Consider the following 15,250-nt stretch of genomic DNA (forward strand, 5'->3'; position numbering starts at 1 on the left):
CGTGGCTGCCGCCCGCCGCCGCGGCCACCGGGGCCGTGCCGGGCCCGGCTGCCGGGCGCGCCGTGCCCGTGGGTCCCTCCGCTGCCGGCCGGCCCCCGCTCACCGCGCCGGTGGCCGACGGCTCGCCGTGCGCGGCGAGTTCGCCGACCGCCTCCCGCCAGACGAATCCATGGAACGGCGCGACCGTCAGCGCGGTGTCCGCACCGTCCTCGATCACCGCCGAGGCGACCCCGTCGATGTCCTCGCGGACCATGAACGGGCTGGTGCACTGCACGAGCAGGACCACGTCGACGGCCGCGCCGTGCAGCGCCTCGTGGGCGTCCATGGCGTGCAGGACCGCGGCCTCGGAGGTCGCCGTGTCCCCGGCGATCGCGGCCGGGCGCAGCACGACCTCGGCGCCGGCCTCCCGCGCGGCGGCGGCGATGGCCTGGTCGTCGGTGGAGACGACGACGTCGGTCACCAGCCGGGTCGCCCGGCACTCGCGCACCGCGCGCGCCACCAGCGGGACGCCGCCGACGGGCGCGAGGTTCTTCGCGGGCACGCCCTTGGAGCCGCCGCGGGCGGGGATCACCGCGAGCACCCGGCGCACCGTCGCGCCCTGGCCCGCTTCCGAGTTGGACATCCGATCTCCTTGAAAGGTCACAGCTCCCCCATCCGGCGGATCACCGGGGCGACTCGCTGCACTCCGTGGCGGTAGGCGCCACGGGCGGCGCGGCGCACGATCTGGCGGACCGGTCCGGGCTCCTTGTCGGCGGCGGGCGCGCCGGGCAGCGGGGCGCCGTCGGGGCCGAGGTGGTGCCGGGCGAGGATGCCGGGCAGATAGCCGGGCGCGGTCTCGGGGGTGTAGTAGGGGTTCAGGGGCGGCAGGCCGCCGGTGCGGTCCAGCAGCTTGGCGATGCGCTCACGGGCGGTGTCGAAATAGGAGTCGTACGAGCCTCCCCCGGAGGGGGTACCCCCAGCCGCCACGCCCTGCCGGGCCACCCACTCCTCGTCGGCCTGCGGCCGGTGCCCGGCGTCCAGCTGGTCCCAGGAGGCCAGGCACCCGGAGCCGGTGAAGTGGTGGTTGCCGAGCACCTCGCGCACGCCCAGGTCGGTCAGGACGACCGTGGGGATGCGGCGGTGCAGGGCCTCAAGGGCGGCCGTGGAGCTGACCGTGACGAGGAGGTCGGTGCGGTCCAGCACCTCGCCCATGTGGCCGTAGACCAGGCGGAAGTTGGCGGGCAGGTCCTTGCCCTGCGCCAGCTTCTGGTACGGCAACTCCTCGATGTGGGTGGTGTGTTCGCCCGGCTTGGAGCGCAGCTTCAGCAGCACCTCGCGCTCGGGGTGCTTGCGGGCGTGCTCGATCAGCCGGTTCAGCAGGTACGTACGGTCCTTGCGGCTGTCCGGGACGGACGGCTGGGCCGCGAAGACGACCGTGTACGGCTCGTGTTCACCGGTGTACGGCGCCCCGCCGAGGAAGGGCAGCGCGACCTCGGTGACCGAGGAGGCGTCGGCGCCCACCCCCTCGTACACGGCCCGGAACCGGTCCGCGTCATGGCGGGAGTTGGCGAGGACGAGGTCCGCGCCGTGCCGCAGCAGCAGTCCGTCGGCGAGCTTCTCGTAGACGACACCGACGTACCCGGTGACGACGACGGGACGCTTGCCGGCGCCTGCCCAGGCGGCGCGCAGCCCGTGCAGCATCGCCTGGACGCCGCCGCCGACGAGCGCGAGGACGAGGACGTCGTAGGACGACTCGCCCATCACACGCAGGAACTCGACGCCGGTGACCTCGCGGAGGGAGTCCGCCCGGACGCCGACCTCCTTCAGCTGGCGGGGTGTCGGGGTGGCGCGCCCCCGCAGGAGGTAGCCGTCGAGCCCGATCTCCGCGTCCGTGGGGGCGAGGCGCTGCGCGGTGAGCGCACCCCACTTCCACCGGGTGTCGGAATCGGCGAGGACGGCGACCCGCAGGGACTTCGTAGCACTTGCTGGCACGCCGAAGACGCTAGGAAGCCATTCCAAGGTTCCGCCCAACCGGAATGCAACAAACGGTTAACAGCACATCGCCGAATGGCGAATCGGGCCGTGAAGGCACCGGAAAATAGCCTGGTTCACAGCTTCGCCACGTGCCGTTCACTCAGCATCAAGCGAACGGTCAAGACGAATGACGGGCTTCGTCCTAACGTTCAAGCCGTGGTCAAGCTCTCCGTCATCGTGCCGTTCTACAACGTGCAGCAATACGCGCCCGACACGCTCATCAGCCTGAAGGCGAACGCGCGTGAGGACTTCGAATTCATTCTCGTCGACGACTGTTCCCGCGACGGGACACCAGAGATTCTCGCGCGCGCGGAGCGCGAGCTGCCCGGCGCCGTTTATGTCCGGCACGAGCAGAACGGGGGGCTGGCAACCGCCCGCAACACCGGTATCGACCGGGCGCGCGGCGAGTACCTGACCTTCCTGGACGGCGACGACTGGCTCGCCCCGGGATACTTCCCGCAAGCGGTTGCGGCCATGGAGGAACTGGGCTGCGACTTCATCCGCACCGACCACGTGCAGTGCACCGCACGGTCGCGCACGGTGAACCGGGTGCCGGTCGGCCGGCGGAACGTGGTGCTGAGCCCGCGCGAGGCGATCCTGCCCGCCGACCGGTCCACGTCCGTGGACTACGCGTACGCGTGGGCGGGCGTCTACCACCGCCGGCTCGTGGACAAGGGGCTGCTGCACTTCACCGACGGACTGCGCACCGCCGAGGACCGGCCGTGGATCTGGAAGCTGCACCGGGAGGCGGAATCCTTCGCCGCGGTGAGCCTGCTCGGTGTGTTCTACCGGCGCGGAGTCGCTTCCTCGCTCACCCAGATCGGTGATGTCCGGCAACTCGATTTCATTCGGGCGTTCGATCAGGTGATCGCGGAAACCGCCGAGGACCGGGAGGCCGATCAGCTGCTGCCGAAGGCCGTCCGTACCTATTGCGCCATCATTTCCCATCATCTGGGATCCATCGAAAGGTTCGAGCCCGCGGTGGCGAAGAAACTGAAATCCATGAGTGCCGCGGCCCTGCGGCGCATGCCGCAGGACGTGCTGGACGAGGCGCTGGACTCCATGGACCTCCAGCGCGCCACCAAGCTGCGCCGGCTGCGCCGCCGCCCCGCCTCCGCGGGGGCCGCCGCGTGACCACCCAGATCTTCCAGGCGTCGACGCTGTACGGCACGGCCACGCTCGCCGCCGCCCTGGACTCCGGCTGCTTCCGCCCGGCCGACCGGCGGATCCTGCTGGTCTGCAACAACGCGGCCACACCCGAGACCACGCCCGCGCTGGACGAGGCGCCCGGCTTCGAGAAGCTGCGCGACCGGTTCGACGACGTGATCTCGTACAACGAGACCATCTTCCCCTTCCACCCGGGCGGCTGGGCGCCCCGCGTGGACGACATGCCGCTGTGGGAACGCTTCCTGCGGCACGAGTGGCAGCTGGGCGACGACGACGTGGAGCTGGCCGTCGAGTCGATCCAGGTCAACCCGTCCCTGTCGCTCGCGCAGATCTTCACCGGCGCCCCGGTGACGGTCTACGCCGACGGTCTGATGAGCTACGGCCCCACCCGCAACAAGATCGACCCGCTGGTCGGCACCCGGGTGGACCGGGTGCTGCACCTGGACCTGGTGCCGGGCCTGGAGCCGGTGCTGCTCACCGAGTTCGGCGTGCCCGGCGAGATCGTGCAGACGGCCGCCTTCACCAAGGTGCTCGCCGAACTCGCCCCGTCCGGCGCGGAGTTGCCGGAGGTCGAGGAGCCCGCGCTGCTGCTCGGCCAGTACCTGTCGGCGCTGGACATCCTCACCGCCGAGCAGGAGGAGAACCTGCATGTGCGGATGCTGAGGGGCGCGGCCGCGCTCGGCCACACCAAGGTGGTGTTCAAGCCGCACCCGTCCGCCCCGGCCCGCTTCACCCGCCTGCTGGAGCAGGAGGCGGAGCGGATGGAGGTCGAGCTGACCGTGCTCGACACCCCGGTCCTCGCCGAGGTGCTGTACCAGCGCATGCGTCCGGCGCTGGTCGTCGGCTGCTTCTCCACCGCCCTGCTCACGGCGAAGGCGCTGTACGGCCTCCCGGTCGCGCGGATCGGCACCGAGGTGCTGCTGGAGCAGCTGACGCCGTACGAGAACAGCAACCGGGTCCCGGTGACCATCGTCGACGCGCTGCTGCCCGACCTCGGCGACCGTGCCGCGGTCACCGAGCAGCGCACCGGCATGGACGTGGAGGCACTCGGCAGGCTGATCCGCGCGGTGGGCTTCGCGATGCAGCCGAAGATCTACCCGACGCTGCGCACGGAGGCCGAGGGCTGGCTCGCGAAGAACCTGAACGCGCACACCGTGCGCTACTTCAAGCGCCGGCGCCTGACCTCGCTGGCGCTCCCCGGCGGGGTGCCGGCCCAGCTGGCGTTCATCCCGCGCAATGCGACGGTCCGCCGGGTGGCCCGCAAGGCGCGCAGTCTGCGCCGGGGCGCACGCGGTTAGCAGGGGCCGGGCGGCGGGCCGCACCGGGCCGGTGAGCCATCGGCAGCCGGTGCGCCGTCAGCGGCCGGCCGCACAACCGAATCAGGAAGGAAAGCACTCGTGGCTGCTTCACCCCCCGGCCTCACCGCCGCCCCCGGCCCGCTGATACCCCGGACGGCTGCCGCCCCGGTGTCGTCCGGCGGGCGCGGGAGCCGTCTGCCCGCCCTGGACGGCCTACGCCTCGTGGCCGCCCTGATGGTCTGCCTCTACCACTACACCGGACGCGGCGGCACGGTCTCCGCGTCCTGGCACGGGAGCCCGGCCCACCTCTTCCCGACCCTGTCCCGGGCAGCCGTCTACGGCAATTTCGGCGTCGAGCTCTTCTTCGTCATCAGCGGTTTCGTGATCTGCATGAGCAGCTGGGGCCGCACCCTCGGCGACTTCTTCCGCTCCCGGGTCGCACGCCTCTACCCCGCCTACTGGGTGGCGCTGGTCCTGATCACGGGGGCGTCCCTCGCCCTGCCCGCCGTGGTCCACGCGGTCCGGCTGGACGAGTTCCTGGTCAATCTGACGATGCTCCAGCAGCCGATGGGCGCGACCCGGGTCCTGGGCGTGTGCTGGACGCTCTGGGTCGAGGTGCGTTTCTACGTCCTGTTCGCCCTGTTCGTCGTCCTGCGCGGGGTGACCTACCGCCGGGTGGTGCTGTTCGCCGGCGTCTGGACCCTGGCGGCCGTCCTGTGCCACACCTCCGGCGACAACCTGCTGGACCAGGTGGTCATGCCCGAGTACGCCCCCTTCTTCATCGGCGGTCTGGCGCTGTACCTGGTCCACCGCTTCGGCAGCGACCTGCTGACGTGGGGCATCGTCGCGATGTCCTGGCTGCTCGCGCAGCGGGAGGCCACCGTCGGTCTGTGGGGCCCGCACCCACACCGCGATCCGTACGTCGTCATCGTGATCGTCACCCTCGCCTTCGCGGCCGTCGCCGTGGTGGCGCTCGGCTGGACGCGGTGGGCCTCCTGGCGCTGGCTGACCACGGCCGGCGCGCTGACGTACCCCTTCTACCTGGTCCACGAGCACCTGGGCTGGTTCGTCATCCGGGTGCTGCACCGGGCTCTCGGCCTGCCCGCGTGGCCGACGCTCGTGGTGACCGTGCTGGGCATGCTGGTGCTGGCGTGGCTGATCCACCGGTTCGTGGAGAAGCCGTTCGGGCCGCGCCTGAAGAGGGCGCTGAAGACACGGAAGTTGGGCAGCCGTTCACCTGGACTTGGGATGTGACCCGGGCCGTCGGGAAGGAGCCGTCGCATGGCCACCATCCAGGAAACGACGCGACCGCCCCGCCGTCTCGACGACGTGCCCGGCTGGTTCCCGGTGCTCGACCAGCTGCTCTTCGACTGGTTCCTGAGCCGGCAGGAAACCGCCCGGATGCGGGGTGATCTGCTGGAAGTCGGGGTCTACATGGGCAAGAGCGCGATCTTCACCGGCCGGCACCGGCAGCCCGGCGAGAAGTACACCGTGTGCGACCTCTTCGAGGGCGACGCCCCCGACGACGCCAACCGGGCCGAGTCGGCGAAGTCGTACGGTGCGCTGACCCGGCGCGTCTTCGAGGAGAACTACCTCTCCTTCCACGACGAGCTCCCGCGCGTGCTGCAGGGCCCCAGCTCACTGGTGCCCGCCGAGGTCGAGCCACGCTCCTGCCGGTTCGTGCACATCGACGCCTCGCACCTGTACGAGCATGTGCACGGCGACATCGGAGCCGCCCACGAACTGCTGCTCCCGGACGGGATCGTCGTCCTGGACGACTTCCGCTCCGAGCACACCCCGGGGGTCTCCATAGCCACCTGGGAGGCCGTGCTCAACCGCGGCCTGCGCCCGGTCTGCCTGAGCACCCAGAAGCTCTACGGCACCTGGGGCGACCCGGAGCCGGTCCAGGAGGAGCTGCTGGCGATGGTGCGGGAGCGGTCCGACTGCCATCTGAGCGTCCAGGAAGCCGCCGGGCACCGGATCATCCGGCTGAAGTCGAAGGGGATGCGGGCACCGGAGTTCCCGCCCGCCAAGCACGCGGAGGCGGTGTCGGAACCGCCGCAGGAGACCCCGGCACCGGCGCCCGCACCCGCTCCCGCGTCGGCACCGGCTCGGCCCGCGCCGCGCCGCCGCGCGAGTCGCGCCCGCCGGGTCGCCGTCGACCTCCTGCCGCCCGTGGTCACCCGGGCGATCCGCAACGCCCGCGCGGCCAGGGGCTGACGGCCCGCTCAGTCGATCCCGTACCGCGCCCCGATGCCCGCGATCACCAGCGCCAGCCCCTCCTCGAACTGCGCGTCGTAGCCGTCGAAGAGCAGTTGTCCGGCCTCGGCGGCGAGCGGGTACGCGGCCAGGCGCCGCGCGCGTTCCGCTATGTCGTACCCCTCCCGGCGCTCGCCCGGGAGGGGCCGCACGCCCTGCTCCTCGGTGACGAAGCCGACGGTGTAGGTATTCGCCGTACGGCCCGCGTGGACCGCCTGGGCGAGGGTGAAACCGGCCTCCGTGAGCAGCCTCAGGTTCGCCTCCAGCTGGGGGGCGTGCTCCGTGCCCGTGAAGCGTGAGCCGCTGTAGACCTTGGCGCCGTCGCGGTAGCCGAGCAGCGCGGCCCGCAGTCCGCGGCTCGCCTTCAGCAGCCGCTCCTGCCAGGTGTCGGCGGGATCGAGCGCGGTGCCGGCGACCATCCGCCGGTACATCTCCGTCGCCATCTCGTCCAGCAGCGCCTGTTTGTCCTTGAAGTGCCAGTACAGCGCGGGCGCCTTGACGTCCAGCTCCTTGGCGATGGCGCGCAGGGTCAGGCCGTCCAGACCGACCTCGTTCAGCAGCCGCAGCGCGGTGTCGGCGACGCGTCGGCGATCCAGCGGGGCGCGTTTCTCGGGGCTCACACTTGACAGCTTAACAGCGTTAAGGGCACGCTCATGGGTGTTGGAACTTAACGACGTTAAGGAGAATCGCGATGGATGTCCTGATCGTGGGCGCCGGCCCCACCGGCCTGACCCTCGGCATCGATCTCGCCCGCCGGGGCGTGGACGCACTGGTCGTGGAACGGTCGCAGGCCCTGTTCCCCGGCTCGCGCGGCAAGGGGGTCCAGCCCCGCACCCTGGAGGTCTTCGACGACCTGGACGTACAGGACGCGATCCGGGCGGCGGGCGGCCCCTACCCGGTGCGGATGATCTGGAAGGACGGCGAGCGGGTCGGCGAACAGCCGATGTTCGAGAAGTTCGAGGCGGACGAGGGCGCGCCGTACACCGAGCCGTGGATGGTCGCGCAGTGGCGCACCCAGGAGGTGCTCTACGCGCGGCTGGTGGAGCTGGGCGGGCAGGTGGCGTTCGGGCGCGAGGTGACGGGCCTGGAGCAGGACGCGGCGGGCGTGACCGTGCGGTTCGCCGACGGTACGACCACCCGCGCGGGGTACGTCGTGGCGGCGGACGGCGGACGCTCGGTGGTCCGGCGTGCGGTGGGCGTGGGCATGACCGGGGAGACGGTGGACCCGGCACCGTTCCTGGTGGCGGACGTACGGGTGAAGGGCCTGGACCGGGAGTACTGGCACACGTTCCCGGCGCCAGACGGCAGTGGGGTCATGCTGTGCCCGCTCGCCGGCACGGAGGACTTCCAGCTGTCGGGGCGCTTCCCGGAGGGGACGGACGTCGACCTGTCCCTCGACGGCATCCGCACGATCGTCGCCACGTACACCCACCTGGACGCCGAGGACGTCACGGAGCTGCGCTGGTCCTCCGACTTCCACCCCCGCGCCGCCCTCGCGGACCGCTTCCGGGCCGGCCGGGTCCTCCTCGCGGGCGACGCGGCCCACGTCCACTCCCCGGCCGGCGGCCAGGGCCTGAACACCAGCGTCCAGGACGCCTACAACCTGGGCTGGAAGCTGGGCGCGGTGCTGCGGGGCGGGGCGCCGGAGGCGTTGCTGGACACCTACGAGGAGGAGCGCCGACCGAACGCGGCGGCCATGCTGAACCTCTCGACGGGCGTGCACCGGGGAGAGGTCCGGCGCGGGAAGGCGACGGTACAGCTGGGGCTGGACTACCGGGAGTCGTCCCTCAGCGTGGAGACGCGGGAGAACCCGACGCGGGTCCGGGCGGGCGACCGCGCCCCGGACGGCACGGTGGCCGGCGTCCGCCTCTTCGACGCGCTCCGGGGCCCGCACTGGACGCTGCTGGGCGCGGAGAGCCCGGCCACCGGCGTACGAGCGCTCCCGACGGCACCGGAGTCGTACGGCCCGGGCGTCTTCCTGATCCGCCCGGACGGCTATGTGGGCTGGGCAGGCGACTCGTCGGACGGGGTCGAGGCCTATCTGGCCGGGGTCGGCGTCTGACCCCCGCCCTATGCGCTGGCCAGCGTCAGCTTCACCGCGAACCCCAGGAACAGCGCGCCCGCCGCCGAAGTGGCCGTCGCCGACAGCCGCTTACGGCGCCGGAACGCGGCGGCGAGACGCGTGCCGCCGAATATCAGCGCGCTGAGGTAGAGGAAGCTGGCCAGCTGGGCGAAAGCGCCGAGCACGACGAAGGACAGGGCCGGGTAGGCATAGCCCGGGTCGACGAACTGCACGAAGAAGGCGACGAAGAACAGGATCGCCTTGGGGTTGAAGAGACTGACGACGAGGGCACGCCGGAAGGGCCGCTCATCGGTGACGGCGACGTCGGCGGACGCGGCCCCCTCCACGCCCCTCTCCCGTCGCGTCCGCCACATCTGCCAGGCGGCCCGCAGCATGCCGATCGCCAGCCAGGTCAGATACCCGGCACCGGCGTACTTCACGATCCCGAACAGCACGGCGTTCGCCTTCAGCAACGAGGCGACCCCGGCGGCGGACAACGTCATCAACACGGTGTCCCCGCACCACACCCCCGCGGCAGCGGTATAACCGGCCCGCACTCCACGCCGCGCGGCCACGGACAGCACGTAGAGCGAGTTGGGCCCGGGCAACAGCACGATCAGGATCAGGCCCGCGAGATAGGTGGGGAGGTCGATGACACCGAACATGGGAGGAGTGTCGCACGGGGGTACGACACTCCGGTTCGGGGCGGGTCGGTCGTCGCCGGACGCAATTGCCGGTCAGAACACGTCCGACGGCTCGTACGCCCCCCAGACTCCCCGCAGCGCGTTGCACACCTCCCCCACCGTCGCCCGCCGGCGCAACGCCTCCTTCATCGGGTACAGGACGTCGTCCTCCCCCTCCGCCGCCCTCCGCAGCGCGTCCAGGGCCGCGTCCACCGCCCGCTGATCCCGCTCGGCCCGGAGCTTCTCCAGGCGTTCCGCCTGGCGGGCCTCGATGGCGGGGTCCACGCGCAGGGGTTCGTACGGCTCCTCCTCGTCCAGGTGGAAGCGGTTCACGCCGACGACCACCCGTTCCCCGGAGTCCGTCTCCCGGGCGATCCGGTAGGCGTTGTTCTCGATCTCGGCCTTCTGGAATCCCCGCTCGATCGCCGCGACCGCCCCGCCCAGGTCCTCGACCCGCCGCATCAGGTCGACGGCCGCCTCCTCGACGTCGTCCGTCATCCGCTCGACCGCGTAGGAGCCCGCGAAGGGGTCGACCGTCGCCGTCACGTCCGTCTCGTGCGCCAGCACCTGCTGGGTGCGCAGGGCCAGGCGGGCGGACTTGTCGGTCGGCAGCGCGATGGCCTCGTCGAAGGAGTTGGTGTGCAGCGACTGGGTGCCGCCCAGCACCGCGGCCAGGGCCTGGACGGCGACCCGGACCAGGTTCACCTCCGGCTGCTGGGCCGTCAGCTGCACCCCGGCCGTCTGGGTGTGGAAGCGCAGCATCAGCGACTTCGGGTTCCGCGCCCCGAACTCCTCCCGCATCACCCTCGCCCAGATCCGGCGCGCCGCACGGAACTTGGCGACCTCCTCCAGCAGCGTCGTACGGGCCACGAAGAAGAAGGACAGGCGCGGGGCGAAGTCGTCGACGGCCATCCCCGCCGCCACCGCCGTACGGACGTACTCGATACCGTCCGCCAGGGTGAACGCGATCTCCTGAGCGGGTGACGCGCCCGCCTCGGCCATGTGGTAACCGGAGATCGAGATGGTGTTCCACTTCGGGATCTCGGCGGTGCAGTACTTGAAGATGTCCGCCGTCAGGCGCAGGGACGGCTTCGGCGGGAAGATGTACGTCCCGCGCGCGATGTACTCCTTGAGCACGTCGTTCTGGATCGTGCCCGTGAGCTGATCGGCCCGCGCCCCCTGTTCCTCCGCCACCAGCTGGTAGAGGAGCAGGAGCAGGGCGGCGGGCGCGTTGATGGTCATCGAGGTGGAGACCTGGTCGAGCGGGATGCCGTCGAACAGCACCCGCATGTCGTCGATCGAGTCGATCGCCACGCCGACCTTGCCGACCTCACCGTGGGCGAGGGGCGCGTCGGAGTCGTGGCCCATCTGGGTGGGCAGGTCGAAGGCGACCGACAGGCCTGTCGTGCCGTGGGCGATGAGCTGCCGGTACCGGGCGTTCGACTCGGCCGCCGTACCGAAACCGGCGTACTGGCGCATGGTCCAGGGGCGGCCGGTGTACATCGTGGGGTACACGCCGCGGGTGAAGGGGTACGACCCCGGTTCGCCCAGTTTCGCGGCCGGATCCCAGCCCTCCAGAGCCCGCGGTCCGTAGACCGGCTCGATCGGCAGTCCCGACTCCGACTCACGCGTCATGGATGCCTCCGCAGTACGTCCTGTCACTCCTCACCATGCCCCGTCGTTCGGCGACGGTCACGCTGGGAAACATCCCGGCATGACCATCTCGCGAAGACCTGCCGCCGTACTCGCCTCCGCCGCCTCCCTCGCCGCCCTCGCCACCCTGTGCAGCTGCACCGTGCAGCCCACGGACGCCGACGGCAAACCCCGGGCACCGGTGGAGCTCCAGAGCCCGGGAGAGATCCCGGGGCAGATTCCGGGACAGACCTCAGGGCAAATCCCGGGACAGACACCGGCACAGACACCGGGGCAGATCCTGGTCAGCCCTCCGGTGAATCCCACCCGTATGGTCCAGCCGTCGGCGGCCGTGCTCGCTCCCCGTGTCCTGTGGTCGCGTGGCGACAGCGGGCCGGGCGTACGGGAGCTGCAGGCCCGGCTGCGCCAGGTGGCCTGGCTGTTCGACGGGCCGACGGGGTCGTACGGCTATCTGACCGAACGGGCCGTCCGGGGCTTCCAGGGCAAGCACGGGCTGCCGACGACCGGGCGGACGGACATCGTCACCTGGCAGCGGCTGGTGCGGATGACCCACGCTCCCGGCATGTGGGAGCTGTACCTGATGGGCGGTCAGCCCGTCGGCGCGCCCGACCCGCGCTGTATGACCGGACGCGTCCTGTGCATCGACAAGACGACCAGGACGCTGCGCTGGATGGTCGGCGGGCGGACGCTGTCGACGGCGTCGGTGCGGTTCGGGGCGCAGTACACACCGACCCGGGAGGGTGTGTTCCACATCTACCGGAAGGCACGGAACTGGGTGTCCACGCTCTACCACTCACCGATGCCGTACGCGATGTTCTTCAGCGGCGGCCAAGCGGTGCACTACTCGTACGACTTCGCGGCGCGCGGCTACGCGGGGGCTTCGCACGGGTGCGTGAACGTCCGGGACGAGACGGCGATCGCCCAGCTGTTCGCTCAGGTGCGGGTGGGCGACAAGGTCGTCATCCATTGGTGACGGGAGGAGATGCGGGGCGCGGGCGGGACCGGGGGAACGTGTCCCGCCCGCGCCAGGTGCACGAGCCGTGGGTACGGGGGGAACCCCGGCTCAGTGCGACGGCCGATGACCAGTCGGCTCACTTAGTACTGCGCCCCCGGGGCCAAAAACGTCACACCCCGCGCCGAAAATTTTTCGCGGACCACGAAATCGCAGGTCAGATGAGGTGCGGGGAGGTGTACGGGGAGGCGGTCCGGCGGGTTCAGTGCCGGCCCTTGCCGCCGCCGTTACCTCCGCCGTCGCCGCCGCCACCGCCCTTGCCGGGGTGGCCGTTGCCGCCGCCATCACCCTGACCCGGGTGACCGCCGCCGCCTTGGCCGGGGTTGCCCTGGCCGGGGTTGCCCTCTTCGTCGCCGCCCTGGCCCTTCTCGCCGCCCTGGCCCTTGTCCTTGCCCTTGCCGCCGTCGCCGTTCTCGTCGCCCTTGCCGCCGCCCGTCGCGCCGTCGGCCGACTGGGCGATGGCCAGGACGACCTTGCAGTACCGGCTCACGCGGGCGCTGCCGCCCGCCAGGTTCTCCAGCGCGCGCCGGCGGCCGTTGTCCAGTTCCTTGCCGTCCCGGATGTCCCGGCAGGCCGCGGCCGCGTCCTTCCACCGGCTGCCGGAGGAGTCGCCGGTGCCCGGAGCGGTGCTCTTGCCCGTGCGGTCGTCGGGTCCGGAGGCCTCGCCGGAGGCTCCGCCGCGGTCCGCGCCCGCGCTGCCGCTCGGCAGGCCGGAACTCCCGGTGGCGCTCGGGGTGCCCCGCGGCGAAGGGGAACCGACCGGCCCGGCGGAGCTCTGGTCGGCGGTGACGGAGGCGGCGGGGCCGGGGCGCTCCGGCCCGAACGGCGTGGGCAGGATCCCGGTTCCGGCGGCCATGGCGACCCCGCCGAGCGTGCCCGCGGCCAGCGCGGCGGCGAGCGCGAGGCGCACCGGCCGGCCCCAGCGGGGGCGGCGGACCGGGATTCCGGTACGGGCCGGGACACCGATGCGCACCAGGCCCGAGTCGGCGCCGGGCACGGGCAGGCCGACGGCGCCGTCGGCACGGCCCGCGGCGGTCCGTTCGGCGTCGGCGGCCTCGCGGGCCTTGCGGAACGCGGCCAGGGCGGCCTGCTCGCCAGGGAGTTCAGCGGGGGCGGAGGCCATCTCCGCGGACAGCGCGCCGAGTGCCCGGGAGAGGCGTTCGGCCTGGTCACGGGCGGAGGCGTCGACGGCTTCCAGTGACTCACCGCGCAGCAGGCGTTCCGCCGTCTCCCGGTTCAGCCACTTGTACTGCTCGTCGGCCATCACATGTCCTTCTGCGTCCGCGACCGCGTATCCGTCACAGTTGCGGACGACACCGCGCGACCGCGCGGTTCTCGCTGGGGCGGGAGCGCGTCCAGCACGCCCGCCGATTCCGGATCGTCACCGAGCAGCTCCGCGAGCCGCTTCAGACCGCGGTGCGCCGCGGTCCGTACGGCACCGGCGCGTTTGCCGAGGGTCTCGGCGGCGCTCTTGGCGTCGAGGCCGACCACGACGCGCAGGACGACCGCCTCGGCCTGGTCCTGCGGGAGCCGCGCGATGAGGGAGAGGGTGCCGTCGGTGGCCAGGGCCTCGATGGCCTCGCCGGCCGTGTCGGACTCGGCGGCCCGGCCGGTCAGTTCCGTCTCGTCGCCGCCGATGGCGGGGCGGCGGCCACGCATGCGTATGTGGTCCAGGGCACGGTTGCGGGCGATCCTCGCGGCCCAGCCGCGGAACCGGTCGGCGTCTCCGCTGAACCGGTCGAGATCGCGGGCGATCTGCAGCCAGGCCTCGGACGTCACGTCCTCGGCGTCGGGATCGCCGACCAGCGTGCGTACGTATCCGAGCAGCCGTGGATGCACGGCGCGGTACACCGTACGGAACGCGGTCTCGTCTCCGTCCTGTGCCGCACGCACCGCGGTGGTCAGCTCCGCGTCGTCCCCCAGCACCGCACTCCCTTACGCCCGTTTCCTGGTCGGCGCGAAAGGCACGTTACGGCGTGAAACCTCTCTTCGTCCATGTCCGTAGAAGATGCAACTAACTCGTGACCAGGTACGGATGTGCGCAGGGTGAGGGCGAAGGGGGTGGGGTGTGACAGAAAACGCACCCGCGGCGCTGTAGGGAGTACGGGCCGCGCGCGGCCCGTCCGCGCGACGGCCGGGGCCTCTCCTGTGGGGGGTGGCGGCCCCGGCCGTTCGCTTGTCGCCGGTGGGCCGGAGTGACGGGACTACTTCTTCCCGGTGACCTTGTGTCCCGAATTGCTGCTTTTGACCCGGCTCTTACCGCTACCGGAACTCCCACCCGTTTCGCGGTCACTGCGACCGCTGCCGCTCTTCTTCCCCTGGGCAGACGTCGGCTGGGCCGCGCAGTAGTCCGCGACCTTGTCCGCGCCGCCCGCCGCCGCGACGAGGCGCTGCCAGGCCGTCGAGTCCAGGGCGCCGCCGCGCTCCCCGGCCCGCTCGTAGGTACGGCAGTGGGCCACGGTGTCCCGGGCGGTCGCCGGGTGGTCCGGCCGACCGGCCGGGGCGCCGGACCCCGGGGCGCCGGACTCGGCGGACGGGCCGGGAGTACCCGGCCGACGCACCTCGCTCGTCGACGGGTGGGCCGGCCGCGGGGCCTCGGGGCGGCCGCCGGTGCCGGATCCCGCGGAGCCGATCGCCGCGACGGCGACGCCGCCCAGCGTGAGGCTCGCGAGCAGCACCGAGAGCGTGACCTTCCGCGAGCGCCGCACGCGGCTCGGTGCGGCGGGCCGCCAGTCGTCCCGGCGCCGGGTGCGCGGACGGGGCGACTGCGTCGCGCGGGCGGCGCGGAAGGCGGCCACGGCCCGGCGCTCGGCCTCGGCGTCCACGCCGTCCGCGCGCAGGGCGGCACCGAGCCGCTCCTCGAGCCCGGAGCCCGCGCGGGCGACCTCGGCATGGTCCGGTGCGGAGAGGGTGCCGCCGGGGTGTACGGGCCGGCGACCGCAGGGGCCGTCGCCGCTGTGCCGTTCACCCATGCCTGTCCCCGTCCCGTCCTCGTCCGACGCACCGGAGCCGCCCGGTCCCCCGGCCCTCGTACGGACTCCGGGGACCGACGGCGCTCCCATATCCATACGGCTCACGACCGCCGCCGTTCATATCGCCCCAC

General features: G+C 72.2%; 14 protein-coding genes. 6 read left to right on the forward strand and 8 right to left on the reverse strand.

Going from position 1 to position 15,250, the window contains the following annotated elements:
* Nucleotides 1-622, reverse strand: a 622-nt coding sequence (locus ACWC0C_RS37930; protein ID WP_450868893.1) for an acylneuraminate cytidylyltransferase family protein, incomplete at its 3' end; no start/stop codon positions are given.
* A gap of 17 nt (nucleotides 623-639) precedes the next feature.
* The gene (locus tag ACWC0C_RS37935) at nucleotides 640-1,971 is read right to left on the reverse strand and encodes a DUF6716 putative glycosyltransferase (RefSeq protein ID WP_450868895.1); all 1,332 of its coding nucleotides are present in this window, start codon (nucleotides 1,969-1,971) and stop codon (nucleotides 640-642) included.
* 198 nt (nucleotides 1,972-2,169) lie between these two features.
* Between ACWC0C_RS37935 and ACWC0C_RS37940 the strand changes: the two genes are divergently transcribed.
* The 4 genes from ACWC0C_RS37940 (at nucleotide 2,170) to ACWC0C_RS37955 (ending at nucleotide 6,698) form a co-directional block, all read left to right on the forward strand.
* Entirely contained in the window at nucleotides 2,170-3,147 is a 978-nt protein-coding gene (locus tag ACWC0C_RS37940) for a glycosyltransferase family 2 protein (protein WP_449195901.1), read from the forward strand.
* Nucleotides 3,144-4,478: an alpha-2,8-polysialyltransferase family protein gene (locus ACWC0C_RS37945; RefSeq protein WP_450868896.1), complete on the forward strand. Its 1,335-nt coding sequence runs from the start codon at nucleotides 3,144-3,146 to the stop codon at nucleotides 4,476-4,478. Before ACWC0C_RS37940 ends, ACWC0C_RS37945 begins: the two co-directional genes overlap by 4 nt.
* A gap of 99 nt (nucleotides 4,479-4,577) precedes the next feature.
* Nucleotides 4,578-5,732 (forward strand): acyltransferase family protein, encoded by a 1,155-nt coding sequence (locus ACWC0C_RS37950; RefSeq protein ID WP_450868898.1) that lies wholly within the window; start codon nucleotides 4,578-4,580, stop codon nucleotides 5,730-5,732.
* 27 nt (nucleotides 5,733-5,759) lie between these two features.
* The gene (locus ACWC0C_RS37955; RefSeq protein WP_450868900.1) at nucleotides 5,760-6,698 is read left to right on the forward strand and encodes a class I SAM-dependent methyltransferase; all 939 of its coding nucleotides are present in this window, start codon (nucleotides 5,760-5,762) and stop codon (nucleotides 6,696-6,698) included.
* 8 nt (nucleotides 6,699-6,706) lie between these two features.
* On the opposite strand, the gene ACWC0C_RS37960 is transcribed toward ACWC0C_RS37955, so the two are convergent.
* Entirely contained in the window at nucleotides 6,707-7,357 is a 651-nt protein-coding gene (locus ACWC0C_RS37960; protein WP_450868901.1) for a TetR/AcrR family transcriptional regulator C-terminal domain-containing protein, read from the reverse strand.
* A 65-nt stretch (nucleotides 7,358-7,422) separates the two neighbouring features.
* Here ACWC0C_RS37960 and ACWC0C_RS37965 point away from each other — a divergent pair, with 65 nt between their 5' ends.
* Nucleotides 7,423-8,799, forward strand: coding sequence for an FAD-dependent oxidoreductase (locus ACWC0C_RS37965; RefSeq protein WP_450868975.1), 1,377 nt, complete (start codon nucleotides 7,423-7,425; stop codon nucleotides 8,797-8,799).
* An 8-nt stretch (nucleotides 8,800-8,807) separates the two neighbouring features.
* Here the strand turns inward: ACWC0C_RS37965 and leuE are convergent, their stop codons facing one another.
* Both leuE and ACWC0C_RS37975 read right to left on the reverse strand, forming a co-directional pair.
* Nucleotides 8,808-9,464, reverse strand: coding sequence for a leucine efflux protein LeuE (gene leuE / locus ACWC0C_RS37970; protein WP_450868902.1), 657 nt, complete (start codon nucleotides 9,462-9,464; stop codon nucleotides 8,808-8,810).
* A 72-nt stretch (nucleotides 9,465-9,536) separates the two neighbouring features.
* Nucleotides 9,537-11,117, reverse strand: a complete 1,581-nt coding sequence (locus ACWC0C_RS37975) for an acyl-CoA mutase large subunit family protein (RefSeq protein ID WP_450868904.1) — start codon at nucleotides 11,115-11,117, stop codon at nucleotides 9,537-9,539.
* Between the two features lie 79 nt (nucleotides 11,118-11,196).
* On the opposite strand from ACWC0C_RS37975, the gene ACWC0C_RS37980 reads away from it, so the two are divergent.
* Nucleotides 11,197-12,108, forward strand: coding sequence for a L,D-transpeptidase family protein (locus ACWC0C_RS37980; RefSeq protein WP_450868905.1), 912 nt, complete (start codon nucleotides 11,197-11,199; stop codon nucleotides 12,106-12,108).
* Between the two features lie 241 nt (nucleotides 12,109-12,349).
* Here ACWC0C_RS37980 and ACWC0C_RS37985 read toward each other — a convergent pair whose 3' ends face one another.
* The 3 genes from ACWC0C_RS37985 to ACWC0C_RS37995 all read right to left on the reverse strand — a co-directional run bounded on the left by ACWC0C_RS37985 (nucleotide 12,350) and on the right by ACWC0C_RS37995 (nucleotide 15,119).
* Nucleotides 12,350-13,411 carry a hypothetical protein gene (locus tag ACWC0C_RS37985; protein ID WP_450868907.1) on the reverse strand — a complete coding sequence of 354 codons (1,062 nt, stop codon included), beginning with the start codon at nucleotides 13,409-13,411 and terminating at the stop codon, nucleotides 12,350-12,352.
* Entirely contained in the window at nucleotides 13,411-14,073 is a 663-nt protein-coding gene (locus ACWC0C_RS37990; protein ID WP_450868908.1) for an RNA polymerase sigma factor, read from the reverse strand. The genes ACWC0C_RS37985 and ACWC0C_RS37990 overlap by 1 nt, the downstream gene beginning before the upstream one ends.
* Nucleotides 14,074-14,351: 278 nt before the next feature.
* Nucleotides 14,352-15,119, reverse strand: a complete 768-nt coding sequence (locus tag ACWC0C_RS37995; RefSeq protein WP_450868909.1) for a hypothetical protein — start codon at nucleotides 15,117-15,119, stop codon at nucleotides 14,352-14,354.
* Between the last annotated feature and the right edge of the window lie 131 nt (nucleotides 15,120-15,250).

It is taken from the genome of Streptomyces sp. NPDC001709 (assembly GCF_053596375.1).

Bases quoted from the DNA above. Each gene is read 5' to 3' on its own strand.
- ACWC0C_RS37955 (WP_450868900.1), top strand. From the start codon at position 5,760: ATGGCCACCATCCAGGAAACGACGCGACCGCCCCGCCGTCTCGACGAC.
- leuE (WP_450868902.1), bottom strand. From the start codon at position 9,464: ATGTTCGGTGTCATCGACCTCCCCACCTATCTCGCGGGCCTGATCCTG.
- ACWC0C_RS37975 (WP_450868904.1), bottom strand. From the start codon at position 11,117: ATGACGCGTGAGTCGGAGTCGGGACTGCCGATCGAGCCGGTCTACGGA.
- ACWC0C_RS37980 (WP_450868905.1), top strand. From the start codon at position 11,197: ATGACCATCTCGCGAAGACCTGCCGCCGTACTCGCCTCCGCCGCCTCC.
- ACWC0C_RS37985 (WP_450868907.1), bottom strand. From the start codon at position 13,411: ATGGCCGACGAGCAGTACAAGTGGCTGAACCGGGAGACGGCGGAACGC.
- ACWC0C_RS37995 (WP_450868909.1), bottom strand. From the start codon at position 15,119: ATGGGTGAACGGCACAGCGGCGACGGCCCCTGCGGTCGCCGGCCCGTA.